This is a genomic window from uncultured Roseibium sp. (genome assembly GCF_947499295.1).
Taxonomy (GTDB): domain Bacteria; phylum Pseudomonadota; class Alphaproteobacteria; order Rhizobiales; family Stappiaceae; genus Roseibium.
Window position 1 is genome coordinate 21,622 of the sequence record NZ_CANMNP010000018.1, and the last position, 26,545, is coordinate 48,166.

28 protein-coding genes and 1 tRNA gene are annotated in these 26,545 nt (G+C 56.1%); 12 read left to right on the forward strand and 17 right to left on the reverse strand.

The window, feature by feature from the left end; translation table 11 throughout:
- Window positions 1–4 precede the first annotated feature (4 nt).
- The 8 genes from Q0835_RS23475 to Q0835_RS23510 form a co-directional block, all read right to left on the reverse strand.
- On the reverse strand, window positions 5–1,015 hold the full coding sequence (locus tag Q0835_RS23475) for an FAD:protein FMN transferase (protein ID WP_298964809.1): 1,011 nt from the start codon (window positions 1,013–1,015) through the stop codon (window positions 5–7).
- Window positions 1,012–1,560 carry a nitrous oxide reductase accessory protein NosL gene (locus Q0835_RS23480; protein ID WP_298817702.1) on the reverse strand — a complete coding sequence of 183 codons (549 nt, stop codon included), beginning with the start codon at window positions 1,558–1,560 and terminating at the stop codon, window positions 1,012–1,014. Before Q0835_RS23480 ends, Q0835_RS23475 begins: the two co-directional genes overlap by 4 nt.
- Window positions 1,557–2,387, reverse strand: coding sequence for an ABC transporter permease subunit (locus Q0835_RS23485; RefSeq protein WP_298964812.1), 831 nt, complete (start codon window positions 2,385–2,387; stop codon window positions 1,557–1,559). Before Q0835_RS23485 ends, Q0835_RS23480 begins: the two co-directional genes overlap by 4 nt.
- Before the next feature lie 3 nt (window positions 2,388–2,390).
- A complete protein-coding gene (locus Q0835_RS23490) occupies window positions 2,391–3,296 on the reverse strand; it encodes an ABC transporter ATP-binding protein (RefSeq protein WP_298964814.1) in 906 nt (301 codons plus the stop codon).
- Entirely contained in the window at window positions 3,293–4,576 is a 1,284-nt protein-coding gene (locus Q0835_RS23495) for a nitrous oxide reductase family maturation protein NosD (RefSeq protein WP_298964817.1), read from the reverse strand. Before Q0835_RS23495 ends, Q0835_RS23490 begins: the two co-directional genes overlap by 4 nt.
- Window positions 4,577–4,579: 3 nt before the next feature.
- Complete coding sequence (gene nosZ / locus Q0835_RS23500; RefSeq protein ID WP_298964820.1) at window positions 4,580–6,490, reverse strand: TAT-dependent nitrous-oxide reductase; 1,911 nt, start codon at window positions 6,488–6,490, stop codon at window positions 4,580–4,582.
- Window positions 6,491–6,519: 29 nt separating this feature from the next.
- Window positions 6,520–8,733 (reverse strand): NosR/NirI family protein, encoded by a 2,214-nt coding sequence (locus Q0835_RS23505; protein ID WP_298964823.1) that lies wholly within the window; start codon window positions 8,731–8,733, stop codon window positions 6,520–6,522.
- 138 nt (window positions 8,734–8,871) lie between these two features.
- Window positions 8,872–10,101: an NnrS family protein gene (locus tag Q0835_RS23510; RefSeq protein WP_298964825.1), complete on the reverse strand. Its 1,230-nt coding sequence runs from the start codon at window positions 10,099–10,101 to the stop codon at window positions 8,872–8,874.
- A 214-nt stretch (window positions 10,102–10,315) separates the two neighbouring features.
- On the opposite strand from Q0835_RS23510, the gene Q0835_RS23515 reads away from it, so the two are divergent.
- Entirely contained in the window at window positions 10,316–10,990 is a 675-nt protein-coding gene (locus Q0835_RS23515; RefSeq protein ID WP_298964827.1) for an NnrU family protein, read from the forward strand.
- A gap of 37 nt (window positions 10,991–11,027) precedes the next feature.
- On the opposite strand, the gene Q0835_RS23520 is transcribed toward Q0835_RS23515, so the two are convergent.
- Genes Q0835_RS23520 through Q0835_RS23535 form a run of 4 tightly spaced genes read right to left on the reverse strand, consistent with a single transcriptional unit; the run spans window position 11,028 to window position 13,864 of the window.
- Entirely contained in the window at window positions 11,028–11,408 is a 381-nt protein-coding gene (locus Q0835_RS23520; RefSeq protein ID WP_298964830.1) for a hypothetical protein, read from the reverse strand.
- Entirely contained in the window at window positions 11,381–12,292 is a 912-nt protein-coding gene (locus tag Q0835_RS23525) for a U32 family peptidase (protein WP_298964832.1), read from the reverse strand. The genes Q0835_RS23520 and Q0835_RS23525 overlap by 28 nt, the downstream gene beginning before the upstream one ends.
- A 4-nt stretch (window positions 12,293–12,296) precedes the next feature.
- Window positions 12,297–13,283, reverse strand: coding sequence for a peptidase U32 family protein (locus tag Q0835_RS23530; RefSeq protein WP_298965094.1), 987 nt, complete (start codon window positions 13,281–13,283; stop codon window positions 12,297–12,299).
- A 17-nt stretch (window positions 13,284–13,300) separates the two neighbouring features.
- A complete protein-coding gene (locus Q0835_RS23535; protein ID WP_298964835.1) occupies window positions 13,301–13,864 on the reverse strand; it encodes an SCP2 sterol-binding domain-containing protein in 564 nt (187 codons plus the stop codon).
- 210 nt (window positions 13,865–14,074) lie between these two features.
- Between Q0835_RS23535 and Q0835_RS23540 the strand changes: the two genes are divergently transcribed.
- The 3 genes from Q0835_RS23540 to Q0835_RS23550 all read left to right on the forward strand — a co-directional run bounded on the left by Q0835_RS23540 (window position 14,075) and on the right by Q0835_RS23550 (window position 16,676).
- Window positions 14,075–15,541 (forward strand): UbiD family decarboxylase, encoded by a 1,467-nt coding sequence (locus Q0835_RS23540; protein ID WP_298964838.1) that lies wholly within the window; start codon window positions 14,075–14,077, stop codon window positions 15,539–15,541.
- Window positions 15,538–16,191, forward strand: coding sequence for a UbiX family flavin prenyltransferase (locus Q0835_RS23545; protein ID WP_298964841.1), 654 nt, complete (start codon window positions 15,538–15,540; stop codon window positions 16,189–16,191). Before Q0835_RS23540 ends, Q0835_RS23545 begins: the two co-directional genes overlap by 4 nt.
- A gap of 92 nt (window positions 16,192–16,283) precedes the next feature.
- Window positions 16,284–16,676: a VOC family protein gene (locus tag Q0835_RS23550; RefSeq protein WP_298964844.1), complete on the forward strand. Its 393-nt coding sequence runs from the start codon at window positions 16,284–16,286 to the stop codon at window positions 16,674–16,676.
- Between the two features lie 118 nt (window positions 16,677–16,794).
- On the opposite strand, the gene Q0835_RS23555 is transcribed toward Q0835_RS23550, so the two are convergent.
- Together Q0835_RS23555 and Q0835_RS23560 are read right to left on the reverse strand one after the other, a co-directional pair.
- Window positions 16,795–17,208 carry a VOC family protein gene (locus Q0835_RS23555; protein WP_298964847.1) on the reverse strand — a complete coding sequence of 138 codons (414 nt, stop codon included), beginning with the start codon at window positions 17,206–17,208 and terminating at the stop codon, window positions 16,795–16,797.
- Window positions 17,209–17,309: 101 nt separating this feature from the next.
- Window positions 17,310–17,678, reverse strand: a complete 369-nt coding sequence (locus Q0835_RS23560) for a hypothetical protein (protein ID WP_298964849.1) — start codon at window positions 17,676–17,678, stop codon at window positions 17,310–17,312.
- On the opposite strand from Q0835_RS23560, the gene Q0835_RS23565 reads away from it, so the two are divergent.
- On the forward strand, window positions 17,679–18,092 hold the full coding sequence (locus tag Q0835_RS23565; RefSeq protein ID WP_298964852.1) for a GNAT family N-acetyltransferase: 414 nt from the start codon (window positions 17,679–17,681) through the stop codon (window positions 18,090–18,092). It abuts the gene before it with no gap.
- Window positions 18,093–18,132: 40 nt separating this feature from the next.
- Here the strand turns inward: Q0835_RS23565 and Q0835_RS23570 are convergent, their stop codons facing one another.
- Both Q0835_RS23570 and Q0835_RS23575 read right to left on the reverse strand, forming a co-directional pair.
- The gene (locus Q0835_RS23570; protein WP_298964854.1) at window positions 18,133–19,707 is read right to left on the reverse strand and encodes an ABC-F family ATP-binding cassette domain-containing protein; all 1,575 of its coding nucleotides are present in this window, start codon (window positions 19,705–19,707) and stop codon (window positions 18,133–18,135) included.
- A gap of 714 nt (window positions 19,708–20,421) precedes the next feature.
- Window positions 20,422–21,348, reverse strand: coding sequence for an AraC family transcriptional regulator (locus tag Q0835_RS23575; RefSeq protein ID WP_298965096.1), 927 nt, complete (start codon window positions 21,346–21,348; stop codon window positions 20,422–20,424).
- A gap of 95 nt (window positions 21,349–21,443) precedes the next feature.
- Here Q0835_RS23575 and Q0835_RS23580 point away from each other — a divergent pair, with 95 nt between their 5' ends.
- On the forward strand, window positions 21,444–22,193 hold the full coding sequence (locus Q0835_RS23580) for an SDR family oxidoreductase (protein WP_298964856.1): 750 nt from the start codon (window positions 21,444–21,446) through the stop codon (window positions 22,191–22,193).
- 317 nt (window positions 22,194–22,510) lie between these two features.
- Here the strand turns inward: Q0835_RS23580 and Q0835_RS23585 are convergent.
- Window positions 22,511–22,600: transfer RNA gene (locus Q0835_RS23585), tRNA-Ser, on the reverse strand.
- A 568-nt stretch (window positions 22,601–23,168) separates the two neighbouring features.
- Here Q0835_RS23585 and Q0835_RS23590 point away from each other — a divergent pair.
- From Q0835_RS23590 to Q0835_RS23615, 6 genes are all read left to right on the forward strand, one after another.
- Complete coding sequence (locus Q0835_RS23590) at window positions 23,169–23,816, forward strand: 50S ribosomal protein L21 (protein ID WP_298964858.1); 648 nt, start codon at window positions 23,169–23,171, stop codon at window positions 23,814–23,816.
- A 56-nt stretch (window positions 23,817–23,872) separates the two neighbouring features.
- The gene (gene rpmA / locus Q0835_RS23595; RefSeq protein WP_152503739.1) at window positions 23,873–24,142 is read left to right on the forward strand and encodes a 50S ribosomal protein L27; all 270 of its coding nucleotides are present in this window, start codon (window positions 23,873–23,875) and stop codon (window positions 24,140–24,142) included.
- Between the two features lie 141 nt (window positions 24,143–24,283).
- Window positions 24,284–24,889 carry a GNAT family N-acetyltransferase gene (locus Q0835_RS23600; RefSeq protein ID WP_298817723.1) on the forward strand — a complete coding sequence of 202 codons (606 nt, stop codon included), beginning with the start codon at window positions 24,284–24,286 and terminating at the stop codon, window positions 24,887–24,889.
- Window positions 24,886–25,455: a GNAT family N-acetyltransferase gene (locus Q0835_RS23605; RefSeq protein ID WP_298964861.1), complete on the forward strand. Its 570-nt coding sequence runs from the start codon at window positions 24,886–24,888 to the stop codon at window positions 25,453–25,455. Before Q0835_RS23600 ends, Q0835_RS23605 begins: the two co-directional genes overlap by 4 nt.
- Complete coding sequence (locus Q0835_RS23610; protein ID WP_298964864.1) at window positions 25,452–26,006, forward strand: GNAT family N-acetyltransferase; 555 nt, start codon at window positions 25,452–25,454, stop codon at window positions 26,004–26,006. The genes Q0835_RS23605 and Q0835_RS23610 overlap by 4 nt, the downstream gene beginning before the upstream one ends.
- On the forward strand, window positions 25,993–26,538 hold the full coding sequence (locus tag Q0835_RS23615) for a GNAT family N-acetyltransferase (protein WP_298964866.1): 546 nt from the start codon (window positions 25,993–25,995) through the stop codon (window positions 26,536–26,538). Before Q0835_RS23610 ends, Q0835_RS23615 begins: the two co-directional genes overlap by 14 nt.
- The last annotated feature ends 7 nt before the right edge of the window (window positions 26,539–26,545 follow it).

A 26,545-nucleotide genomic window follows, 5' to 3' on the forward strand; every position in this document is an offset into this window, starting at 1 on the left:
GGTGCTATGTTGCCAGCCAGATCGTGGACCCGTCTTCACGCACGATGAATGCACGCGCCTGTCGGAAGCCCGTCAACGCTTGCAGCAGTTGGGTTTCACCGCAGACGAGGGCGGCCGTCGACAGTCCGTCCGCCAGGGCTGCGCTTGGTGCGACGACGCTTGTCGCAGCAAGACCGGTATCGACTGGATGGCCGTTTCTTGGATCCAGAATGTGGGAACGCGATCCACCCTGGTCGAATGTCGTCCCCAGCCGCGCCGAACTCGCAACCGCAGCGTTGGCAAGATGAATTTCTGCCTGCGCGTCGATCAAAGACGGGTCGGGACGAAGGGTGACCGGCCATCCGGGTTCTTCCCCTTGCTTCCTTTTGAAAGGGGTCCCACGAGCTGCTATTTCGCCGATTTCAACCACTATGTCCCCGCAGCTTTCTCGTTCCAGGAATGCGGTGATGCGGTCGGTCACGAAACCCTGCGCAATGCCGTTGAGTGTCATTGCCATGCCGGACTTTCTGAATTTGATTTCGTCCGGCTGGATCTGGACATGATTGAAGCCGACGCGAGCAAATGCTGCCGCGAAATCACTTGTCTGATTTCCAGCAACCTGCCGCGCATAGTGGCCCCACAGAGGCTGAACAGTTGGATCGAAAGCACCTTCCGTCGCGCGGTGCAGCCTTTGCGACAGGCTGAGGATTTCCAGCATTTCCAAAGACGGGGCGAACAACAGCCCCGTGCTGTTCAGACGGCTCAACTCGCTGTCTGGCTGGTAGAGACTGAAAATGCCTTCCAGGCGTCGGATCTCTCCTTCGATCGAAGAAAACAGATGTCGGGCTCTGTCAGCGTCGGTGTGCAACAGATTGATTTCCGCTTTCGCACCAAGCGCGATCCCGCGCCATGTGTGAAGATCGGGTTCAGCACCGACCGCTCCCAGGGGAATGGCCAAGCCGGCAGCAGCGGCAGCACTGATGGTGATGAAACGGCGGCGGCTCAGCGGCCTGGCTGCAGCATTAGACCGACTCATCGCTGCACACCTTCAATTTCGTCTCTCTTCAGTTGTGAGGCTGACGAGAGCTCGACCGGTGCAAGAACGTATTCAGCCGGGATATCAGCAAGGCGAAGGACGTGGCCTCCGTTTGTCTCCGCGAATGTTTTTGCACCCTCTTCAGTACCGAACGGGATCGTTTCGGGCGCCCCCATTCCGCCGGTCTGCTTGCTTTCGACAACAAACCAGGCCTTCTCAGCTTCGATCCAATTGTCAAATCCTGGCTCCTCCCAGCTCTTAGCCTTATCCATATCATTCACATAGATCGCAGCTATGTTTTTAGGTTCTTCCGGCGACAGTTTGAACGCTACTGCATCTCGTACCTGCGTAAACCAGAACGGGAAGGGCATATCCGTCAAATGGATTTGTGCCTTGGGGCCGGTATGCTCCAGAACGGTCATCTGGCAATAGTGGCCGGCAGCTTCAGGTGTCAGCGTGATCGCATCTGGTTTGGCGATCTGGACCTCTTCCTGGCAGGCTGCGAGAAGACAGGCCGCTGCAAGCGCGAGTATCTGTATTCTCATGGTGTTATTCTCCGAATAAGCAAGGCGGAAAGGCTGAGCGCCAGAGCGGCGAAAACCGTCAGTGAAACAAGCGCGAAAGCCGGATCGAAGGGTAGGGAATCAGATACCCCGGCCATGCCGCCAACCAGTTCGCTTGCACCAAGCGCGGCAAGGTTGAACAGCCGGAAAGCGTCCGCCGGGTTCAAAAGCACCGCATAGGGAAAGAGATCTGAGGCAAAGGTTCCGCTGGGGTTGGCAACGAGAGCGCCAAGCAGTGCCAGATCGTAAAGAACAACCATGATCAGCCAAACGGCTATGGCCGCGGCAGCTGCCGTTCCCGGTTGCCGGGTCAGCGCGCTCAGGACATAGCCAATGGCAAGAAAGGACACACCCAGCAACACTGAGGTCGCGATCAGACGGACAAAATCGGGAAGACCTGCAACGGACCCGGCACCCAGGGTGACGAGAAGCGCGGCTGTCAGTCCGTAACCTATGACGAGCGCAAAGGTCAGCACAAGCGTATGACCAAGCGCTTTCCCGGCCAGAAACTCGGTCCGGGAAATTGGGCAGGACAACGTCATCAGCAACGTGCCGCGGTCGATCTCCCCGCAAATCGCGTCAAAAGCGAGAAGGAGCGCGATCAGAGGCACGAGGTAAACCGAGAGACTGGCCAGGGACGCAACGGTGATGGTCAATCGATCCACGCCAAGTGTGCCTGCCGGTGCTGATCCAAGAAGTGCCAATGCGAGCGAAAACACCGCAAGGATAAGCGTCGCGAGCAGAATCCATCTGTTGCGGATCCCGATCCGGATTTCCTGGGCGGCTATAGTCCAGATTCTGGAGAGCATCGTTTAGGCCTCCTTCTGCACGGTTTTGGAGAAATGCCGGTAGACGTCGTCAAGGCTGGGCGCATGCACGTCGACATCCTCAACCAGACTTCCAAGGGCGCTTATGGCGGTGAGAGCTTTGATCTTGTCGTCAAGTCCACAGTCGAATTCAACCGAGCGCCCATTCATGCGACCGCCGCCAAGTTGTGCTGCAACTTCCTGAACCGCTCCAGGTCTTGTCCTGATTTTCATCCGGATGGGCAGACCCGCCTGCTCACGTAAACTGCTGAGCGCATCATCGGCGACGAGACGGCCTTTGGACATGATCAGGATCCGATCGGTCCGGGCCTCAAGTTCGGTCAGAGCGTGGGAGGACAACAGAACAGTTGCTCCCTGGTCTGCAATCTCGCCAATGAGTTCATAGACAGTCTGTCGGGAAATGGGATCAAGCCCGGTCGTTGGTTCGTCAAGCAGCACCAGCCGGGGTCTGCCGACCAGAGCCTGTGCTAGTCCGAGCCGCTGACGCATGCCCTTGGAATAGGTTCCAACCCGGCGCCCGGCAGCTTCAGACAGCCCGACCTTGTCGAGCAGCGGTAGGGCCTTGGCGGGTTTTTGTCCCTTGAGGCGGGCATAAAATGACAGCACTTCCTTGCCCGTCAGCGATGGTGGAAAGGCGACAGCTTCCGGCAGATAGGCGGTGGCATTGCGTGCAGGCGAACTGCCGGGAGCAGCACCCAGGACGGAAATTGCGCCGCCGTCGCGCTTCAGGAAGCCCAGGATGATCTTGAACAGCGTGGTTTTGCCCGCGCCGTTGTGACCCAGAAGCGCAACGCGCTCACCTGGTTCCAGTGAGAAAGAAACGTCGTCCACGGCCTTCTGCGCAGAAAAGCGCTTGCTGACACTTTGGACTGACAGGTTTGAGTTGGTCATCCCTGTACTCCCGAATTTGGCATGGGCCGAACCGGCGGATGCATAAGAGGGGCGTTGTCGACAATGCCGCCCGGCAAAAGGGCCGGAAACTGGGACTGGGTCCAGCGCAGCAATTGAACTGCGGGACTGCCGACAAGCAATTTTGCCGAAGGTTGGGTCCAAAGGACCTGGTCAACCAGATCATTCGGCCGGTAGGCCGTGTCGGCCAGGCCGTCGCCATTCATGTCGAAGGCAGCGTGGTCGCTCCAGTAGTTGCCTTTACCGCCAGTGCTCCAGTCGAGCATGCGGCTGCCGACATATTTAACCTGGGTCTTGTTGCCGATGAATGCGTTTCCCTGGAAGGCGTTCTTGGCCGAACCAGCTGTGAAATGAACACCGATCGGGCAGCCTTCGAAACTGTTGTCGGTGACGGTGTTCTTGTTGGCATTATACATGAACAGGCATTTCTCACCGCCGTCGGAGACCTGATTGCCGGTGATTTTGGCCCGGTTTGCGTAGTTCAGCATGAGGCCATGATTGCGGTCGCCAACCGAGACATTGTTTCGGACTGTCAGTCGGTCAGAAAACATCAGCGCGTAGCCGATGTCATTGCCCTTCGAAGTGTTGCCCTCAATCGTTCCGCTGTTGCCGTGCATATAGTGAATGGCGAAGCGGAGGCCCTCAAAATGATTGTAGCGGAAAGTGTCTCTGTGACTTGTGTTGACGAAAACGCCATCTCTGCCGAAACGGATAGTATTGTGTTCTGCCAGCAGGTCAGGAGCGTTCCAGACATAGATACCGTTCCCGCGCTCGTTCATGCGGAGGTCACGGCGGCCTTCAATCAAATTGTTGGAAACGATCGCATTCCTGGCACCATGCACGTCGACGCCTGTCAGATTGTCCAGGATCGTGTTGTTACGCACGACCGCTCCATGGGCTTTCTTGGTCAGTTTGACGCCGGCATCGAGTGTTTCCTGTGACAGGCCCGAACCTGTAAGTGTCAGGCCCAGGATCTGAACATATGGAACAAGCACCGTAATGACACTGCCGGTTCCATTTCCGATGATCCGCGCCTTTTGGCCTCCGTCCAGCGTGATCGCCTTGTCAATCTCGATCGGGCCGGAATGATCGCCTGGCGCAAGCCGGAGAATGTCCCCGGCTTGCGCATCTTTCAGGATCTCCTGCAAGGCGCCCTGTTTGGCCGGGACAAGCCACTCCTTTGCAGCAAGCGGTCCGCAGACCAGCAATGCAGCACAGAGAAGGGCCATTGAACCGACCGGTTTGAACAGGACGCGATGCATGGATCAGGCTCCTCGGGGCTCGACAAACATCCGGCCGCGCATTTCCATGTGAAGTGCGTGGCAGAACCACTGACAATAGAACCAGTGAACGCCGGGACGCTCGGCGATGAAAGTGACCGAAGCCGTCGCCTGAGGTCCGACTTCCATGGCGACACCGTAGTTTGCCAGGCAGAAGCCATGAGTTAGATCATCGATGTCATCGATATTGGTGACATAGACCGTCACTTCGTCGCCCTGCTTTACCGTGAATTTCACAAGGCTGAAGGTTGGCGCGACCGAATGCATGTAGACGCGAACCTTATTGCCGTCACGGATTACGTCAGCGCCATATTCCAGATCGACGCCATCGGCTTCGGCCTGTCTCTTCGCATCCTCAAAGCTCGGGTCATTGCGGTCCCAGACAATCGCGGGGTTCACCTTCGACCGGTGCACGATGATGCTGTCATGAGGTTCGGCGAATGTCGGCCCGTCATGAACGACTTTCATCTCGTCGCCGGATATGTCGATAAGCTGCTCGTTCTCCGGTTTCAGCGGGCCAACGTTCAAGAACCTGTCCTTGGAGAACTTGTTCATCGAAATCAGCCATTTGCCGTCCGCTTCCGCGGTCTCACCCATGGATGTGGAGTTGTGTCCCGGCTGATAATGAACATCGACTTTGGAGATGATCGGGTCGACATCTTCGCCCGCATAAGCGCGAACGGCTTTGTCGATGTCCCATTTGACGACCTGACTGTCCAGGAACAGCGTGGTGAAGGCACCACCCTTGCCGTCAAATGCCGTGTGCAGTGGGCCAAGACCCAGTTGCGGCTCGCCGACAATCGCGGAACGTGGATCGGCATTGTCATTGAACAGCGCATCCAGCTTCGTGACATCGATGATGGACACCGTCGGGGACAGCTTCCCGTTGATGACAATGTGCTGCTTGTCCGGTGCCGCGTTACAGCCGTGCGGGCTGTTGGGGATCGGAATGTAGCGGGTGAACTGGGAATTGGCTTCCTTACGGCCGTCCACAACAGGAACGCCCTTCATTTCCTTGTAGTTTCCGGCTGCAACGGCTTCCTCGATCGCCTTGATGTTGAAGACGACGCAGTGATCCAGCTCGCTTTCGGTCATCTCGGCGAGGTTTGTTCCCATTTCCGAGTTGTAGCTGGTGGAGAAGGCGTATTTGCCCTGATAGTCAGCGTCGGTGTTGTCAAGATTGCCTGAGACGATCACCTGCCATGCGACTTTCATTTCATCGCCGTCGATTGCGGTGAAAATGCAGGCATATTGTGACGGGTCATCCAGGACGGAGCCATCATTGACCAGCGGTGCTTCGTGCTCACCATTGGCAAAGATGTACCCTGTGCGGGGATACTTTTGCGGCCGCATGCCATGGATATCGTGTGCGTTCGGGATCTCGATGATCTTGTCGCACTTCATCGTCGTGCAGTTGATGCGGGCAACGCGGGTGTTTGCCTTGTCGTTCGCGAAGATGTAACGACCGTCATAGGTGCCGTCGGTGAAGGACATGTGCGGGTGGTGCAGATCGCCATTGTCGTAGGTGACCTTGCCCTGCGCAGCCAAATATTCCTTGGTTTCCGGAAGAAGTCCTTCGGTCAGAACCTTCAGCGACTCATTGGTCTGCCCCCAACCAGTTGCAGAGCAGCGGTTGAAAACCGGAATGCGCATCAATTCACGCATTGACGGAACACCCAGAATGCGCACTTCGCCGGTCTGGCCCGAGGACCAGAAGCCGTAATATTCATCGAGTTCGCCCGGTGCGAGTGCGAATTTGTGATCACCATCAGCCGCAAGGGCCGGAGTTGCGCCGCTCGCAGCGACAGCTCCCATGCCCGCGACGACCGCAGTCTTGGCCGTACCGCCTAACAAGTCTCGGCGGGACATGCCCCAATGTTGTTCTTTCTCCTTCATGGCTGCTCTCCTTATTTGCCGTTTGAAGGTTATTCAGCCGGAAGTGGCTTCGCGCTTTTGGCGCTCTCCTCCGGTTTGCGCAGCCCGGTCTGCACCTCAAATCGCCGCCTTTTCGCAAGCTTTTTGATGCAAACGGGACATTTCTGATCGTGCTGATACAGCACCTGGCAATGCAGGCAGTTCAGGCACTCGTTGGGATTGATGTTGCCTTCGGGATGAATGGCCTGGACCATGCATTCCTTGGCGCAGCGGTGGCATGGGTTGCCGCATTCGCGGTAGCGCTTCAGCCAGTCGAACATTCTAAGCCGGGCCGGAATGGCGAGGGCTGCCCCGAGTGGGCAAAGGTAGCGGCAATAGAACCGTTCGATGAACAACCCTGCGACCAGCAGCGCCACTGCAAAAAGGACAAACGGCCAGGCCCGTTGGAACTTGAGGATAATGGCGGTCTTGAAAGGCTCTATCTCGGCATAGTGCTCTGCTGCGTCCAGCGAATAGAGCGACAGTCCGAAGAGGCCGAGAAAGATCATGTATTTGAGCGGCCAGATGCGCTCGTGGAGACCCCAGGGAACCTCGATCTGAGGGATGCGGCAGAGCTTTGCCAACCGGTTGGTCAACTCCTGCAAAGCGCCGAAGGGGCAGAGCCAGCCGCAATAGGCCCCCCGTCCCCAGAACAGCAATGCTGCTGCCACCGAGAACCACAGCAGGAACACCAGGGGATCCAGAAGGAATGCGTTCCAGCTGAATTCGGTCGTGAGGGAGGAAAAGAAGGCCATCACATTCACGACAGACAGCTGCGCACTCTGCATCCATCCCAGCCAGACCAGCGTGAAGGTCAGGAAACCGATGCGGAACCAGAAAGTGAATTTCTCGTTCCGGGTGACCTGCATTTGAAAAAAGAAGACAAGCGTGAGAATGCCGATGGCTGTTGCAAGCACGATGATGTCGGACTTGCGGTCTTGCCAGATCCGTTTCCAAAGGGCCTGAACAGCTGCCTGATCGTCCGACAGGCCGGTTTGCTGGAGTGCCGATGCATCGCTCGCACTCGTGCTTGTCGCGATCGTTTTCAAATATTGGTCCGGCAACTGGTAACCGAGATCAAACGTCAGGAACACTTTGTCGATCGGTCCGACTGCACGTTGAACCAACAACTGCAGGCGAAAATCCTTGGCCGGATCGAATTCTGTGTCGGCCGGAATGATGAATACGTCCATTTCGGTGAAAGCCGGTGCGCCATCGGCGGCGATTTCGCCGATACGCGCCTGCTGCTTGTCGAAAAACCTGACGGATATATCGTCTTGAATGAGTTGGATCCTGTCGAAGATCCCACCACGGACATAGCCCGAGCCTTTGAAGGAATAGCGGCCACGCCCCATGACGATGAGGGCGTGTTCGCCGTCCTTCAGGCGTTTCTTCAGGTTGTCGTATTCCGCTTTGCCGAGGAGCGAGAGGCCAATAGAGGGCACATCGGCCAGGGCCAGATACATGTCGATGAACGTATCTGTTTCCGGTCCGCCTTCAGGCCGGGCTATTGCGCGCGGATCGCCCTGAAGCTCGAACGAATTGTTGATCTGCGCGATGTCGAGCGACATGCGCCGCACCGATCCATCACCTGTCAGGGTCAACCAGTCGGCAACCTCTTGAAGGCCGGGGTCGATTTCCTTCTGCGGTCCTTCATCTGCAAGTTCGGGAACGAGACCGCCAAGGCTCAGTGCGCGCGCTACCTTCAGTCCGGAGCGGACAATGGAATCGTCAATCACCATGATGGTGACAGTCGCACCGGAGATGATGTCCAGATCGTGAGCCGAGCCGCCGCTGGCCGCTTCCGCCTTCAGATCAAGACCTGCATAGCCTTCCGTCACGGCGCGGATTTTGGAATCTGGAATGCCGATCAGGACGATGGGTTCGGAGTGTTTGACCAGACGAACGCCCGTCACGATCGCGTTCAGATCGACACCGACCATCGTGTGAATTGGCTTGCCTGAATATCCTGTCGTCGACACGAAGTCGGAGGTAAGAAACACCCAGCCAATCGTTTCTCCTGCTTTCAAAGCAGGGACGATAGGAAAGTCGTCTCGCAAAACACCATAGCTGTCGGCGTCCGGAACAAGTTCACTCACCTGAACCTTTTCCAGGAAGCCTGTCACAAGGGGGCCGGCAGACTGTGCGGCAGACACCTGGACCAGAACCAGGAGCAAGGCTGCGCACAGCGTCTGAAAGCTGAAATGATAAAACAGTGGACGCACGTGAAGCGCTCCGACACACAACTTGTTTTTGGTGTGCCGATCTTCGGTGATGTCGCACGAAAGCTACTTGACGATAGTCAAGCTAGCTTGGGTGTTTTTGCGCTTGCGGTTATGTGGTTGGAATTGTTGGGAGTTTCCCTAGCTGCTCTGGCGCACAGGCCTTGGTCTGGTCAGAATGGGATAGAAGACCCAGGCAAACACGGCAAACGCCAGCAGCCAAAGGGTTCCCGATATTAACATCACCGGGAAATAGTCGAAGAACATCGTGCCGAAGGTCCGAAAAACCGCAGCCCCTATAACCATGAGATACGCGAGAACAATCGGCCCCGACACCACGAGCGGCCTGCCGCTATGACCCAGGGAAGCGCGTGTCATCATAGCGAGCGTCATGCATCCGATCGCACCTGCGGCAAGAAGGTGTAGCGATGCGGTTTCGCTTAATATCCCGAACACCAGGGTGCTTCCGTAAACAAGATAGCCTGCTGAAAGCAGCAGATACGCCACATGTAAAATCCAGAGGATGGGATTTTTTCGTGTCGCCATTCCTTGCCAGCCGGTCAGCCGGGCAAGGTTGACCGCTCCGGCAACGAGACACAGTGCGCCAAGCCCCCAGGGCGGCACAAAGGGAAGCGTTGCCAGAGCCGTCAACACAGCGGAAAGTATGCCGATCCGATCAAGCCAGCCGTAGGATTGAGGCAGGGCACCTAAGTAACCTTCTCTGTTCAGGGCATTGCGGGTGAAGGCCGGAATGACGCGGCCACCAATAATGGCAATCATGGCTGCGCTTGTGAAAATGCCAAGGCGAACGCCTGTTTCGGCAAGATCGGTGCTCCAACCGACCCAGTCGAGATGCATCAAGAGATTGCCAGCAAATAACGTGCACAGCAAAAGAAGAAAAATTGCGTTGCGAAGCTGTGATTTCTGCGTGAGCCGGCCAAGTATGGCCGTGGAAAGGACCGGAATAAACGCAAGGTCGACCGCGGCCACAAGAAACGGATCAAGCCAAGCGGAAAACCAGATTGCCATCCTGCCCGAAAGCCAGATCACGCTGCATATCGTGACAAAGCGGGGTCCAGCTTCCTCGGTTGCGGTCCAGTTCGGAACCGCGGTAACAAAAAAACCCGCGATCACTGCCGCCGTATAGCCGAACATCATCTCATGGGCGTGCCAAAGGTAGGGCATCATCCGAACAGGCAGGACATCCAGCGTATCACCACCAGCAAGAGCGGCAAGCCAAAGGGTCCAGACGGCCATTGCTGCGACGGAAAACAGACCGGCAGCAAGAAAGAAGAACCGGAACCCGGCAGTCAGAACGGTCGGAAAACGGTTCTTGAATTTGGGGCGTCTGGATTGGACGGTAGCGGCCATGAAGCGGTCTCTTGAATGCAAAACCGACTGCAGTCGGTTCAGGAGCCTGAAAGCGGCTCGTTTCAACAAAGCCACATGGTCACAGGCCTGAGCCGTGAAGTTCTTGATCATCGTCAAGCTGATCTGAAACCGACGACTTTAAATTGGTGAAAGTGGTCAAGCCTGCGGGTATGCCGGAGACGACCGCAGTCAGAATCAAGGTATGGAAACTTCAATGACCGAAATCGGTTGGATCAACTATATCGTTGCCTTTGCGGTTTTTTTCGCATCTCACATGGTTCTTGTTCGCCCGCCTGTGCGCCCCATTCTCGTTAGGGCACTGACACTTGCTGGTTTCACAATCTGCTATTCCGTTCTGTCTCTGGCGATCCTCTGGTGGCTGATTGTTGCAGCCCGCGATGCACCTTTTGTTGAGATCTGGGCATGGGCTCCATGGCAGAATTGGGTGCCGCGCATTGCGATGATACCGTTTTGCGTGATCCTGGCATTCGGCGTCGGTGTGCCAAATCCGTTTTCGTTCGGCGGAATGCGGAACGATCGGTTCGACCCGGCCAAACCCGGCTTGGTCAAATGGATCCGTCATCCGGTTCTTGCGGCACTGCTGGTCTGGTCAGCAGCCCATCTGGTTCCCAATGGCAATCTGGCGCATGTGATCCTGTTTGGCGCATTTGCAGTGTTCTCGCTGCTTGGCATGAAGATGATCGACAAGCGCCGCCAGCGCGAAATGGGCCCTGACTGGTTGAGACTGGTGCAAGCGATGAAACAGGTTCAAAATGTGCATGATGTTGATTGGCAAAACCTTGTGACAAGAGCGCTGCTTGCCGCTGTAGCCTACTTCGTTCTCGCAGGCCTCCATCCCTATCTTATCGGTATCGATCCGTTTGCTTGATGCAAAGGCTTGCGTTGGTCCCCGAAGAAAGGCGTTGCTATTTCATGATTTTTGAAATGGTCGACAGACCGACCAGCCGGTCCGCGCACCGGTCTGCAAGGTCCGCCAGAAACTTCAGGCTTTCGGCGTGATCGTAAAGTTCTTCCGGTGTGAGTTCGAGCCGGTCGATATTTTCCAACTCGGTCAGAAACGAGATGCCGGAAACCAGGTTGTGATAATCCTCGCGAATGCTGTCGACCAGTTCCTTGCGCGCCTTGTGTTGCCGCCAGGCCTCAATCGCTACAATCGTGCGATCAAGTTCGGTTTTGCAGCTGCAAGGCATGTCCAGTCCCGACAGCTCGCGGTGGATCTGCTCGATCAGATTGTGCTCTTTTTCATAAGTTTCGGAATTCAAGCCGGAAGAGATGTTTTTTTCCATCCCGCTTCCCCTTTCAGATATGCGTTGCACAAGGGACCGGGCAGCTCCAGTCCTTCCAGCTGCGCCTCGAGTTCTGCTGCATCCAGCGCCCCATCCAGAAATTCACGAAACGCATTGCTGACGGCAACCATGTCCGACATGTGCGGCGACAGGCGCAGTCTTTGGATCCCTGATGTGTTGAGATGGTCTCTGGTCAGGGCTGCAACGTGACAGGCATGAGAAAGCGTCTGGACGCCGTTCGCGGCCAGAAACCGCTCACCGTCGAGTGTTGCCACATTCATTCCATCAGGGTCCCGCTCGCAAATGAATTGGCAGGAATCTTTGCTGAGACCGTGAGCTCTTGCATGATAGCAGCGCGACGAAAGCGCCAGCGGCAGGCGGCCGAACGCGAAAAGTTCAATCGCAACCTCGGGCACAAGCGCTGCAATCTGCTGAATGGATTCCAGGGGAAGTTCGACAGGCGGACACCAGGAGACCGCTCCCTGTTTTGCAAGAAACGCCAGGCTGGCCTCATTGTAGATATTCAGGAAAGGACCAGCCGTGAACGGACGGGCTTCTCTGGACGGCAAAAGGGACATGTCGTTGATTTCAATCGGCATGTCGTAACTTGCTTGCTGTTTCAGAATATTGCGTTCGCGCTTGCTGACCGGCTGCGCAAGGGTAGACAACACCACTGTCTTGCCGGACCTTTCCAGTCGTTCGATAGCTTGCGGCCACACAGTATCTGTAAACGGCATGCGCTTGCCGCAGACGACTTCGCCCAAATAGACGCAGTCAAACTCGGCTTCATCGGCGATGCGAGCATAAAAATCGAGAAGCTTGTCCGCCGACCAGTTGAAGAAGCAGGGGCCAAGGGCAAGTTCTATCCGTTTTGTCGCCGTCATAATATCACCGCCAGGTCTTCTTGTAGGAACCGGAGGTCTGCCGTCCGCCTTCGGAAAACGTTTTCAGCGCAGCAATGGCCGGACCAGCGTCTGTGCCGGTCGCAAGTCCGTCTACGGCGCGCCTGAAACCGCTGACAACACCCGCGATATAGGCCTTGCCGCGTTGCCGGCCTTCGATTTTCAGAGCTGTGACACCGGCCTTTGCGAGGTCTTCCAGCAGCTCGAATGCGTTGAGGCTAACCGGGTCTTCAAAAAGATATCCCGTTCGGCCTTCGGCTGAAAATTGTCCCTTGCAGAGTGTCGGATAACCTGCCGGCGTATTTTTTTCGAAGCTGTCGATGGTGAAACCGCCGAGCTGGGCCAAGAGCCGGCCTGCGTTGTCTTCCCGATAGTCAACATGATCGGGTGGCGAGCAGACCCCGGTCAGATTGGGCGACTTTCCAGTTGCATAGGAGGAAAGCGAACAGCGCCCCTCGGTCATGACGCAAAGCCCACCAAAGACGAACACCTCGGTTTCGACGTCGATTTCCCGATTGAGGGCCGCGATTTCCGGAACTGAGAAAACACGTGGCAGCACCACGCGCTTTACCCCGAACGTATCGGAGTAAAATCGGATTGCTTCCGGTGAATTTGCTGCTGCCTGAACCGAGAGATGAAGCCGTCGATCCGGGTGTTTTTCCGCCGCATGTTCAAGCACCGCGAGATCGGCGGCTATAATTGCATCGGCGTTACATGCTGCAGCGTCATCCACCGCCTGACGCCAGAGACCGATACTTCCTGCTCTGGCAAAGGTATTGATTGCGACAAGCACCTTGGCACCTTTTGCGTGCGCATAGGCAACACCGTCGGCAAGCTCTGTTGGTGAGAAGTTCAGGCCTGGAAAATTTCGGGCATTCGTCTCATTGGCAAATCCGCAATAGATGGCATCGGCGCCTGCGTCCGCCGCCGCTCGCAGGGCGGCTGGTGTTCCGGCCGGACAGACGAGCTCCATCTGCTTTTCTTCCTTGCTCACCGCTGGCCGTCCTGTTCCATTGAGTTGGCGTTCCGGCTTCCGTTACCGGCCAGTCTTTTGGCCTTGTCGAGTAGCGTTCCGCTGAACCCGTTCATCCACTGCGCCGGTCGTCCGCTGAGACCGAAGAATTCTCCAGGTGTCAGATCGGCCTCTTCCAGCGTGTTGCGCAGCGCCAGCACATGCTCGGTTCTGCCTTCTATTTTAAGGTCCCGCGTGAAAAACAGGGCGTCGGCGTCATATGTGCCGTCAAGCAGTCCCAAAAGAACCAGAAAGGGAGCCCTGACGACAGCCTTGGCGCGCGTGATTTGGTCCTTGTCGCAGATTTCGACGCTGGATTTGTCATTGTCCAAAGACAGAAGAAATGCGTGTGGCATATCATCTGGAACAATTGCGATCGGTACTTTGACAACCGCACCCAGCCGCTGCAGCAGCTCCGGTCGACGTGCCACGAGGCGCCTCGTGAACCGCGTCAGAAGAACCTCCATCGGCGTTTTCGGCAAGGGAGCGATCAATGTTGAAATCAGGGGTGGCAAGCTGAGGGCAGGTGCGGTGGTCGGCATATGAGGTCTCACTTTCAGCGCCGAATGTAGTTCGCGCAATTGCCTGAATGACTTGACAAAGATCAAGGTTCAATCCGGCCCGGTCAGGACAATCGGGCGTCTTGAATGAGGGCATGAGCGTCGGTGCTGAATGCTTGAAATCACCATTGATAGCAAAGCGATACAATGTCCGGCCGTGACTTGCCGAAATTTCATAACCTATCGGAATTTATGACGTTTTTGGCTTCTGAAGAGGAGTTGAAACATCTTTCCGAGCCAGTTGATATCCATCTTGAGGCGACAGCTATACACCAGCGGGTCATCCGTGACAGTGGACCGGCATTGCTGCTGAAGGCCCCCAGAAACGGGTCGCAGGTGCAATTTGCCGCATCCCTGCTCGTGAACATCTTCGGGACGCGGAAAAGGGTCGCCAACGGTCTTGGCATCCATCCCGATCAATTGCCAGAGCTTGGACAGTTTCTGGCCGCATTGCGCGCGCCCGAAACTCCCGCGTCCCTGCGTGATCTTCCAAAACTGTTTCCTGTGGCCAAAGCCGGCTGGAACACCCGTCCGAAAAAAATTGCTGCATCCAGGGATCTGCATGACGTTGCACCGGATCTTAAGTGCCTTCCCGTTCAGACCTGCTGGCCAGAAGACGCCGGACCTTTGATCACCTGGGGACTGGTTATCACAAGGCCACCCGGAGTGGACGATCCAAGGCTCTACAATCTCGGCATATACCGAATGCAGATTCTGGATGGACAACGCGCCATAGTACGCTGGTTACCGTTTCGCGGCGGGGCGCAGCATTACCGGCAATGGCAGGGCAAGGGCCAGTCGATGCCCGTTGCAGTCGTCATCGGTTGCGATCCGGCGACACTTCTGGCGGCCGTGATACCTGCTCCGGGCAATATCAGCGAACTGGCGCTTGCTGGTATTTTCAACGGCAGGCCCGCGCGTCTCTCGCCCTGCAACCGCATTCAAATGCATGTTCCCGAAGGTGCGGAAATCATACTGGAAGGTGAGATCCGCCCCGAGGAGACCGCGCTTGAAGGGCCATTCGGTGATCACACCGGTTACTACAACGACCCTGCCGAATATCCAGTCTTTCATCTGAAGGTGCTCCGCATGCGGGACAACGCGGTTTATCTGTCGACCTTCACGGGACGCGCACCCGACGAACCTTCGGTCATCGGCGACGCCATGACAGATCTCTTTCGGCCAATCCTGCAGCAGGCCTTGCCGGAAATACAGGATGTTTTTCTGCCGCCAGCGACCTGCTCCTACAGGTTTGCCATTCTCAAGATCGACAAGTCATATCCGGGACAGGCACGCCGCGCGATGATGGGCTTCTGGTCGTTGCTGCCGCAATTTTCCATGACCAAATATGTCATTGTGGTCGACGATGATATCGATATTCGAAACTGGGACGAGGTCATGTGGGCTGTCGCAACCCGGTCCGACCCGGAACGCGACCTTCTTGTCCTCAGTTCCACGCCGGTTGACCAGCTTGATTTTGCAAGTCCGCGTGAGGGCCTGGGCGGTAAACTCGGCATGGATGCAACCATCAAGATCGGTTCGGAAACCGCACGGCCCTTTTCGAAGAAACTGGTGATGCCCCGGGATGTCGCAGCGCGTGCAGAAGGCCTTTTCGGCAAACTGAAACCGGCTGAAAAAGTGGAAGCTTCAAGGCTATGACCTCATCCAGACGCGTCATTGTCGGCATATCCGGGGCGTCGGGCGCTGCAATTGCGCTCGAAATGCTGCGCATGTTGGCCGACCTCCAAGTTGAGCGGCATGTCATTGTGACGCGCGGGGCAGAACACACCATCGAGCACGAACTGGGCCCTGATGGCCGCGAGCAGATCGGCGCATTGGCAACGGTGGAGTATCCGCAGACAGACCTTTTCGCACCTCTCGCCAGTGGTTCGTTCTCAGTGAACGCCATGCTGGTGGCGCCATGTTCCATGCGAAGTCTCGCCTCGGTCGCCTATGGAACTGGCGAGGGGCTTTTGTGCCGCGCTGCGGATGTCACACTGAAGGAGCGACGGCCTCTTGTCCTTTTGGCTCGTGAAGCGCCACTTCATGAAGGTCACCTGGAAGCCATGCTGAAGGTGACGCGCATGGGAGCGATCGTCTCGCCAACGGTACCACCCTTCTATGCCGGATTGACGGATCTGGACGATCTTGTCCGCCAGATCGCCGCCCGTGCCCTGGCAACGGCCGGTATCGATCCAAACGCGAACCTGCGCAGATGGCAGGGTCCGGCGGAGCGGGCTGTCTGCCGCTCGGTGGCGGAAACCGATCCAGGTGACGGTACCGGGAAACAGGACGGCGAACGTTCTTGAACCCGTAGCGCCTTTTGTTTTCCGGTAGAAAGCAGAGCCATTGTGCTGAGTTTGTTCTTGTTTTATTCTCTTATCAATCAGGAGAAATAGCAATGTCAGTGATCAGCCATATTACGCTCGGCACCAACGATATTGAACGTGCTGGTCGTTTCTACGACAAGGTTCTTGGTGCCCTTGGTTTCGAACGCTTGCCCAAGCCACCTGGGAAACCACCGGCCTATGAAAAAGGCGGCATGCCAACCATTTATCTTTATCCGCCCGAAGATGGTCAACCAGCCACCTGGGGAAATGGCACTCATGTTGCGTTCGTCGCTGACACTAGGGACGCAGTCAGAACCTTCCACCAAACCGCGCTAAGCGAGGGTGGAAGCAGTGCCGGCGAACCCGGCAGGCGTCCACACTATGGAGAAAACTACTACGCTGCTTATGTTCGAGATCCTGACGGCAACAAACTCCAGGCCGTCTGCTACGCAAAAGAAGATTGAGCACCTAGGGGCCTGGCGAATTTAAGGCGTTTCAATTGGGTTGGACCTTTCGGAACAAAGTCTGGACCAACTTGAATGGCATCTCTACGAAATTCGAGCCCAAGAGGCCATGCTGCGATCAGTCCCGTCCGGGCTCGTCCGGATTGCTGGAGAACAGTGCAATCTTGTTGCCTTGCGGATCGCGCAGGTAGCCGACATAAAAACGGGGTCCGTAAGAGGCACGGAAGCCCGGTTGGCCTTCGTCAACACCGCCTGCGGCAAGTGCTGCGGAGTGAAGCTCACGAACCTGCTTTTGACTATGAGCTTCAAAGGCTATCATGGCGCCGTTCCCTGCGGATGCCAGTTTTCCATCAAAGGGAGGTTTGACGTAAAATTCCGGTTGAGCGGCAGCCTGCCCCGGTTTGACAGGCAGCGCAAAGCTCAGGCCTTCGGGACTTTCCTCCAGTTCGTAATCAAGGGCGGGCAGGAACGCGCAGTAGAACTGTTTTGCCCGGGCAATGTCGTCAGCACCGACAGTGACGTATGCAATCATGCTGTGTTTGCCTTTCCGGAAGTTCTCGTGCAACGAGCTGGCTGCCTAATCAGTAGAGCAACACACACTCAGGCTCAATTGCGATCTGGGCCCCGCGGTGGTCACTTGCGCTGGCACACGCCCGCCAAAAATGACTGTTGGTTGGATGTCGTTCCAATGTAGACATTGATGCGATGAGACTGAGAGCGCCTTGTTGGCCACGCGACAATTCCAGCTACGGGCAGATGGAAAAAAAATAGCGTTTCACTTTCGCTGCTATTTTTTGACAGACGTTCGACGGGCTGGCTCTGCAAATTGTGCCCGTCCACCACATATGAGTGAATGAAATTGGTCACCTTGAGACTGCGCTGTTCGTCGCTCGGGCAGAACACCGGTAATCCATCAAATGACTGCCAAAGGAACTTACCTTGAAACACAAAATCGTTTTTACGCGGCTGCCGGAAATTGAGTCTACCGAAATTGAAGCTCACATGTCTGACCCAAGGGTCGCGGAACACATGCCGCTTTTGACATTTGAATGGGACACGGCAGCCGTGGCGAAGTTTGTCGCGCAAAAGGAAGAGTGCTGGGCTCGCGACGGGCTCGGCCACTGGGCGATTTTGTCAGACGGTCGCTATGTCGGGTGGGGAGGTTTTCAGAAAGAGGGTGATGAGTGGGACTTCGGATTGGTTCTGAAGCCCGACGCCTTTGGTCTGGGGACTCGTATTTCGAAAAAGGCACTGGAGTTTGCCATAGCCGACAAACGCATCCCGTTTGTGACATTTCTTTTGCCACCAACCCGCAAGAACCTGGGGGCACTTAAAAGAATTGGAGCGCGGTGTGTCGGCGAGGTTGAGTATGATGGCGCAAAATTCCTCAAGTTCCGGCTTGAGACCGATCAATAAAAACCAGACTTGATCGCCAGGTAAACGCGGAATTTTGGCGTCAAAGGGAAAGCGTTCGTTCCACCCCAATGTTCTGCAGAAAGGCCTCATCATGGCTGACAACCAGGATTGCGCCATCGTAGTCGGTCAATGCCGCTTCAAGTACTTCGATCGCCTCGATGTCGAGATGGTTGCTCGGCTCATCCAGCAACAGGAGCTGGCGCGGCCTGCAATGTCCGAGCGTGCAGGCCAGGCCAGCGCGCAAGCGCTGTCCGCCGCTGAGAGCACCGACCTTCTGCTTTGCGTCATCTCCTCGAAACAGAAATCGCGCCAGGACCGCCCTTCGATCATTCTCGCCGGCCTCCGGGTCGAGCCGCGCAAAGGCGTCCCGTACGGTCTCTTCCGGTTTCAGCGAGCTAAGGTCCTGATCCAAAAGCGCCATTGGAACATGAACCGAGACAGATCCGCTTTGTGGCTGAAGGTTGCCGTGGACGCACGCAAGCAACGTCGATTTGCCCGACCCATTCCTGCCTTCGATCGCGACACGTTCCGGTCCGCGAATCGCAAAGGATACATCCTGAAGCAGAGGGGCCTTGCCCGAATAGCGGAAGCATAGGTCATCAACGCGCAGCACATCACGACCGGCAACAAGTCCGGAAGGAGGAATGTCCATCTTGAGCGGCTGCAAGATCTCGACGGACTTCTGCGCCGCTTCCAAAGCATCACCGGCTGCCTGGGTCTGGCGGCGTCTAAGACGTGCTGCAGCATTGCCTGAAGACTGGCTTCGTTCTTTCGCTGCATTCAAAATAAGCTTGGATTGGCTGCCGGACGCGCGGAGTTGCTTGCCTTGCCGGTCGGTACGGGCCTTGCGCTCCAAAGCCAGCTGCGCGCGCGCTTGCGTTTGGGAGATGGCCTTTTCTGCCCGCGCAAGTTCGGCTTCGGTACGTGCAAATTCGGCGGCTTTCATCTGGCGATACGTGTCGTAGTTTCCGCCGTAGCTGCGTGCTCCTAGACGAGAGAGCTCGACGATTGCGTCCATCGCCCCCAGCAATTCCCGATCATGGCTGGCGACAACCACGCATCCGTTCCACGCCCGCAGTGCGTCGATCACGCTGCGGCGTCCGGCTCGGTCGAGATGGTTGGTTGGCTCGTCCAGCAAGAGCACATCCGGCTCAGCAAACATAAGCGCGGCCAAACCCGCGCTCGTGCGCTGACCTCCGGAGAGGGAGCGGATCGGCAGGTCGATAGGCTGTTCGAGCCCCAAGTTTAAGAGGGCTGCTTCCAGCCGGGCTTCCAGTGTCCAGTCAATGTCTGCCAAATCTTCTGCCGTTGCCTCACCCCGTTCCGCACGGTCCAGAAGGGTGAGTTGATCGCGAACGCCGAATAGATCGGCCAGCGTCTCGTCGGGGTGCTGTACAGGATCCTGACGCAGGAAACCGACCGACGGCGGTGTTGTGATCTTCCCAGTCAAGGCAGCGATTTCGCCGGCGATCAGACGCAAGAGGGTCGTCTTGCCTGTACCGTTTCGACCAACAAGTCCCGTTCGGACCGGTTCGAACGTCAGATTCAAATTGTCGAAAAGGGATGTGTTGTCAGGAGTGTGCCAACTCAGGTTGGCGATAACGATAGCAGACATGGATGATGCTCACGGTTGCAAACCTCTGGTTTCAAGTGGTGAGCGTGCGGTCCATCGTCTTTTTCCAGTTGCTCGTATCTCTACCGGATCTTGTGTCTCTGCCGAATATAGGAACGGCCTCAGGGAACCTCAAGACACCGAATGTGCTGTTGAGAGCCGGAGTATTAGGCGGAAGATGAACGCGGATGTCCATGTGCCTAGAACAACCGGCCATTTTATCCGCAACGAAGTCACGGGTGTCTGATGATGAAAGTCTCCCAGCATGCGCCTGATGGTTACATTGAACGCCAGAAAATGGGCTTTGAAAAACGAGAAATCTTTGATCTGGTGCTGCTATGTGTACCGGAAACGCCAGAGCATTCTGGAAAATGGCGGAGAGCGGAGAGAGGTGGAAAGTCCGAACCTTTTCGGTGATCTTTTCAAAGAGCTAGAAACTTAGGAAACGATGTTGAATTCCCTGCCTGATTTTGGTGTGGGCCAAACCCGTGCCAAGATGGAATCGCCTGAGTGGACTATTGAGTAGCCCCCGAAAATTAAATGACTGTCTCGAGCCCAAATTTCAAAATGCTGCAACTTCTTCGAACGGCAGCTTTGGAGGCATCGTCATCTAAATGAGTTCGTTCCTCAATTGCATGAGGGTGGGGTCGCATGTTTGCCGCGACCAACGAGACCAAGGCGCGCCAATTCTCTGCCATAGTCGATCATCCGAATAGGCTAGAAGATCGGAAATGTGCCTTTATCGCCCGCAATCGACTTTGCAAAACGCGCAGGCGGAGATCCTACGCAACGGGTAAACGCGGTGCTGAACGCACTTGATGATCCATAGCCCGTCTTCGCTGAAATCTCCGCGATGCTATGCCCTCCCGAGCGCAGCATGTTCTTTGCCATGGTCATACGCCAATTCTGCAGGTATGCCATCGGAGAAACCCCCATGATCCGCTCGAAACGGCTAAAGAACGCTGAGCGCGACAGACCTGCTTCCTTGGCAAGTTCTGGGACCGTCCAATTATGGGCAGGGTTTGAGTGCATCGCTCTTAATGGAGGCGCGATGCGCAAATCGGCCAAACCTCGTAACAGGCCAGTGGACGCACCAGAGTCCGAGCCAGATCGAATAGCTTCAATCAAAAGCACTTGTAACAAATACTCTACAATGACATCTCGCGCAGGTCTGTTCGCACGCGCTTCATCCCGCACGAGCTCGGTCAGGGTGGCCAAACGTCCTTCACCCCGCACCACGATCAAGCCCGGCAAAAGAGAAACCAATAAGTCTGCATCCGGGCTGTCGAACGTACAATGTCCGATCAGCAGTTGAACTTCTGGCTCGCCCTTCAATTGTCCCACTCTGAATACCCCGTCTTCACCCTCAACAGGCTGGCTCACCAGACCATATGGCGGTTTAGGGTCGAGGCTGGACATGGTGAAAGATTTGGCTGCAGGGATCAGGATGAAGTCCCCTGCGTTTAACTCGACCGTGTCTTCTTCGGCGACCTCCAAAGAGGCACTGCCGTAAAGAACCGCAGAATAAAATGCTTCGCTCACATCATCGCGGCGCACACGAAACGGCCCCGAAGCATGAGACAGTTTCGAATGCGATGCCTGCGGCCGCAAAAGCGAGATAATTTCTGAGAACGGGTCGATCAGTTCGGACTCTTAATAACAAAAATTGGATAACAAGCTATATATAATCCAATTTATCCAAACTACCTAAAAGCAGTCAATAAAGAGGAGAGACTGCTATGAGTACAGTTTTGATCACAGGATGTTCCTCGGGTTTCGGGCTGGATACCGCGCGCTATTTTCTGGAAAACGGATGGTCGGTCATCGCGACCATGAGAAAGCCCGACACGGCACTGCTGCCGAGTTCAGACCAATTGCGGATTTTGCCGCTGGATGTTTCTGACAAGGCCAGCATCGACAGCGCCATCGAAGCCACCGGCGAGATCGACGCGTTGGTCAACAACGCTGGCGTGGGTTGGCTTTCCCCCTTCGAGGGCACATCGGACGAAAATCTGCGACGTATCTTTGAAACCAACACATTCGGTTTAATGGAAATGGTCCGCGGTGTGCTGCCTCAAATGCGAGCCAGAGGTGCAGGTGTCATCGTCAATGTGTCATCAAGTGTGACGCTCAAGCCTTTGCCAATTGCGTCAGTTTACACTGCCAGCAAAGCCGCTGTGAACGCCTTTACCGAATGCCTTGCTCTCGAACTCGCTCCACTCGGAATTCGCTCTCACATCGTGTTGCCTGGGCAAGCACCGACTACGAGTTTCGGGAAGAACGCGATTTCATTGATGGCGCAATCCAGCGATACGCCCGAAGACTATAAGGATTTCGTCGCTCAAATCATGCAAGCATTCGGAGAACCGAGCGGCAAAGAGCTTACGAAGCCGAAAAGTGTTGTCGAAGCAATCTGGAACGCTGTTACAGATTCAAACAGCCCACTCCGTATTCCGGCTGGCAAGGATGCTGTCGCTCTCGCGGGCTGACAACGTAAGGTGTTCCGAGATCAGCATGATCTTTAAGTCATGCAAGATCAATAAATTAGCGATGCCAGAACTTCCCGGCACAATTGGCGAAGTTCTGGCAGATTTTTGACAGGCAGACGATATCGGAAAACGAATAGCGGAACCTCGTATCCGAACTAGGAATGACGGCTTTGTCTGCATTGCAGCCATTCAATGAGCGGCAGAAGAAAGCCCGGCATACGCCTATGGCCAAACCAGAATTTTATACTTTTAACTTAAAGAATCGGTCCTCTGATCACCCAAACTCGGGGTCTGAAACACTATCTTTTTCTGGAAAATGGCGGAGAGAGGGGGATTCGAACCCCCGGAACGCTTGCGCGCTCAACGGTTTTCGAGACCGCCCCGTTCAACCACTCCGGCACCTCTCCGCGGCACTTTGAGATAAACGGGTCTCAAGTGGCGCGGAACATAGACAAGCTACGGGCGACCCGCAAGTCCGGAATTCAGTTCTTCAACCCGATTGTCGATATCATCGGAAACTGATCGGAACCGGCGCGCGGATGTGGAGGGTTTGGCCCATTTTCAGCCCGTTCTTGACATGGGTGGATCCGGCTCAAGACACTCAAGCACCATGAGCGAGCTTTGTGCGGGATCGGATGAATTGAAGCCTATCAATTGACTTGCCAGAAGAAAGTCGCCTCACTTGCGCCAAGCGATTCATTCCGCTGCGCTTTTTAGCAGCTCTCGACCGTATTTCCGTTTGACATCCTCGGCGCGCCGATTATATTGCGCGGGCTCGAAAAGGTTCGCTTTTTCGGGTTTTCTTTGTCGTTCTAGGCCTGCCGGGCAATCAAGCTTTAAGCGAAACCCGTCACAAAGACCTGTCAACCGCTTGCGGGGAGACTGGCGCCTGAGGTCGACCTGAATGCAGCCGGATCAACGGTCCAACAGGATCTTGGACGGCATGTCAAAAACGAAAAGAAGGACGTGCGAGACATGTTCGCAGTGATCAAAACCGGTGGCAAACAGTATACTGTTGCCGCAGATGACCTCCTGAAGGTCGAAAAACTTGAAGCCGAAGCCGGCAGCACCGTCACCTTTGATGAAGTGCTCATGGTTGGCAACGACACCGACACAACCGTTGGCGCGCCGACCGTTGAAGGTGCCAGCGTAGTTGCAGAAGTGGTCGAGCAGGGCCGCGGCCGCAAGATTATTATTTTCAAGAAGCGCCGGCGTCAGAATTCCCGCCGCCGCAACGGCCACCGTCAGTCCTTCACCCTTGTAAAGGTGACCGACATCCTGACAGGTGGTGCAAAACCGGCCAAAAAGGCTGCGCCGAAAAAGGCAGCGCCGAATAAAACCGAAGAGCCGAAAGCTGAAGAAGCCAAGGCTGCCGAGAAAAAAGAAGACGCAGCTGTTGAGCCGCTCTTCACCGCACCGGAAGGCAAGGACGATCTGAAGAAGATCTCTGGCGTCGGCCCGGTCCTTGAGAAGAAACTGAACGCTCTGGGCATCACCACCTATGAGCAGATCGTCAACTTCTCAGCGGAAGACATCGCCCGCGTCGATGAGGTCTTGAACTTCAAAGGCCGTATCGAACGCGACAACTGGGTTGATCAGGCCAAGGAACTGGATGGCAACTGAGCCGCCGCTTCCTTAGAGACTGACTAGAAGTATTCGAAGAACGAGGAGTTCTAACGATGGCACATAAAAAGGCAGGCGGTTCATCCCGCAACGGCCGCGACTCAGCTGGCCGCCGTCTTGGCATCAAAAAATACGGCGGGGAAGCTGTGATTCCCGGCAACATTATCGCTCGTCAGCGTGGCACTCAGTGGCACCCGGGCAACGGCGTGGGCATGGGCAAGGACCATACCATTTTCGCGACCGTGGAAGGCAAGGTTGAGTTTCAGGCGAAAGCCAACAAACGAACCTACATCAATGTGGTCCCGGTGGCGGAAGCTGCGGAGTAAAGCCGACGTGAATTTTCGAAGCGCCGGCGTCCCACAAGACCCCGGCAATTCGAGACAGGTCAGCAACCAAAGACCAGTCGAAGATCCAAGGGGGAGATGGGGCGCCATCTCCCCCTTGATTTGTTCTGACTGGAGGAAAAGATGGTTGTTGAAAGTGATGGACTGTTAGACGAAAGCTGTTTGGTTGCGGCCCCGTTGCCGCAGGAAGCGGTTCATGTGCGGCTCGACAAACCGCGAATGGACGATCTGGCCGACCTTGTGTTTTTGGCCAACAACAAGACCGTCGCGGCGAACCTGGCCGCGATGCCTCATCCATATACGATTGAAAACGCCCGTGCGCTTGTGAAGCAGGCGGACCGGGTGCGTGACAAGTCCGCTCTGTTTGCGATCCGGCTGAAAAGCACAGGCCGGTTGGTCGGTGTTGCCAAATATGCACCCGTGGACTCGGAAGGCCCGGTCCACATCGGCTATTGGCTGGGTGAGCCCTTCTGGGGTCGGGGACTGGCGACCGAGGCCGTGCATGCTCTGGTCGATCATGCCTTTACCTATCACGACATCAATGAACTGCAGGGCTCCTGCAGGGTCACCAATCCGGCATCCCGCCGGGTCCTGATCAAATCCGGGTTCCAGTTCAGGGATCAGGCGATGATCCGGTCGATTGGCGCCGGTGGTTCCGTGCCGATTGAGCGCTACACGCTGGAACGCACCGTTTGGAAGTCTTTGAAAGGATGGGGGCAGGGACGATGACTGGACTGCAGGAACTGAAGACGCGACGACTGGTTCTGAGACCGATTGCCATGTCGGACGCAGATGCAATTGTGGAGCTGGGCGGCAAGGATTTTGCTGTTGCCCGCTGGATCAGCTCCTTTGCCTGGCCCTACGAGGAAGGCTCGGCAGAAGCCTTCCTGAAAACGGTCGTCGGCAAGGATCCGCTGAAGACGGAAGCCGTTTTCGCGATCACGCTGGGTGGCGTCTTTATTGGTGTTGCCGCCGTTGAGGCTCCGGGAGATCTGGAAGACCTGCCCGACCTGCCGACCATCGGTTATTGGATCGGTCGCGCGTTCCAGGGACATGGGTATGCCAGTGAAGCGGTGGAAGCGGTGATTGACTGGGCGTTCACCAGCTACCGGACGGAGGCCATCGCTGCGCGCGCGTTTGAGGACAATTTCCGGTCTCGCGGACTTCTGCGCAAGATGGGTTTCAAGCCCTACAGTATGACAGAGCGGTTCTCCAGAGCACTCGACAGGCGGGTCTCCAATGTCGTTGTTCGTCTGGCGCGAGCCGATTTCGAGGCACGGAAGGAAGCGGCGTGAAACTGCCGGAAATTAGAACCGGACGTCTTTCGTTGCGCCCGGTTCTGGAGCAGGACCTGACGGATATTGTCCGTCTGATTGACGACTATGATGTCGCCAAGATGCTCACGACTGTGCCGCATCCCTATGCGCTTTCCGATGCGCGCGACTGGTATGGGCAAACCGCGGCAGAGGGACGGGATGGGGAGCGGGCATTCGCCATCGACAAGGGCGAGGGTCTGATCGGCGTCGTGTCTTGCGGAAAACCAGACGGAACGCCTGAGTTCGGCTACTGGCTTGCCAGAAGATATTGGGGCCAGGGCCTCATGACTGAGGCGGGCAAGGCGGTATTGGTCTGGCATTTTGACTGCTCGTCAGGTGAACCGGTTTTGAGCGGAGCACTCGATGAAAACAGGGCGTCGCTCAACGTTCTCACCAAGCTCGGTTTCGCTGAGATCGGGCCTTATCGTCTTTCAATCAAGTCGCGGGGAGAAACGCTCCCGGCCACACGCATGAAACTGGAACCGGAAACCTACAAGCGGATAAGCGGGAGAAGTCATGAGCGCGATTAGTCTTAAGACAAGTCGGCTTGAGTTGCGGTCGCCTGAGCCGGACGATCTGGAACGCTGTGCCGAACTGCTTGGCGACTATGAAGTCGTCAAAATGCTTTCGCGTGTTCCCTATCCCTACGACCTGGAGGCCGGAAAGACCTATCTTGCCCGGTCCGTAGAGCGCTGGCGAGACGCGGCAACCGCCGACGAATTGGGGTTTCATATTGACCATGACGGCCAAATGATCGGGGCGATCGGCTTCAAGACGTTGCAGGAGACCCCGAAGATCGGCTATTGGCTTGGGCGCTCCTATTGGGGCAACGGGTTTATGAGTGAAGCGGTCAAGGCCGCCGTGACCTGGCTGTTCCAAAATACGGCGCACGATCTTTTGGCCGGTGAAGCCATGATTGAGAATTCCGGTTCGCTGAAAGTGCTGGAAAAACTCGGCTTTCGCAGAGTTGCGCAAATTGATTGTGAAAGCGTTTCGCGCGGCAGCTTCGTGCCGGCACTTCGAACGGAAGTCACTCGAACCGAATTTCTGAACGGCCACTGACCGCCAC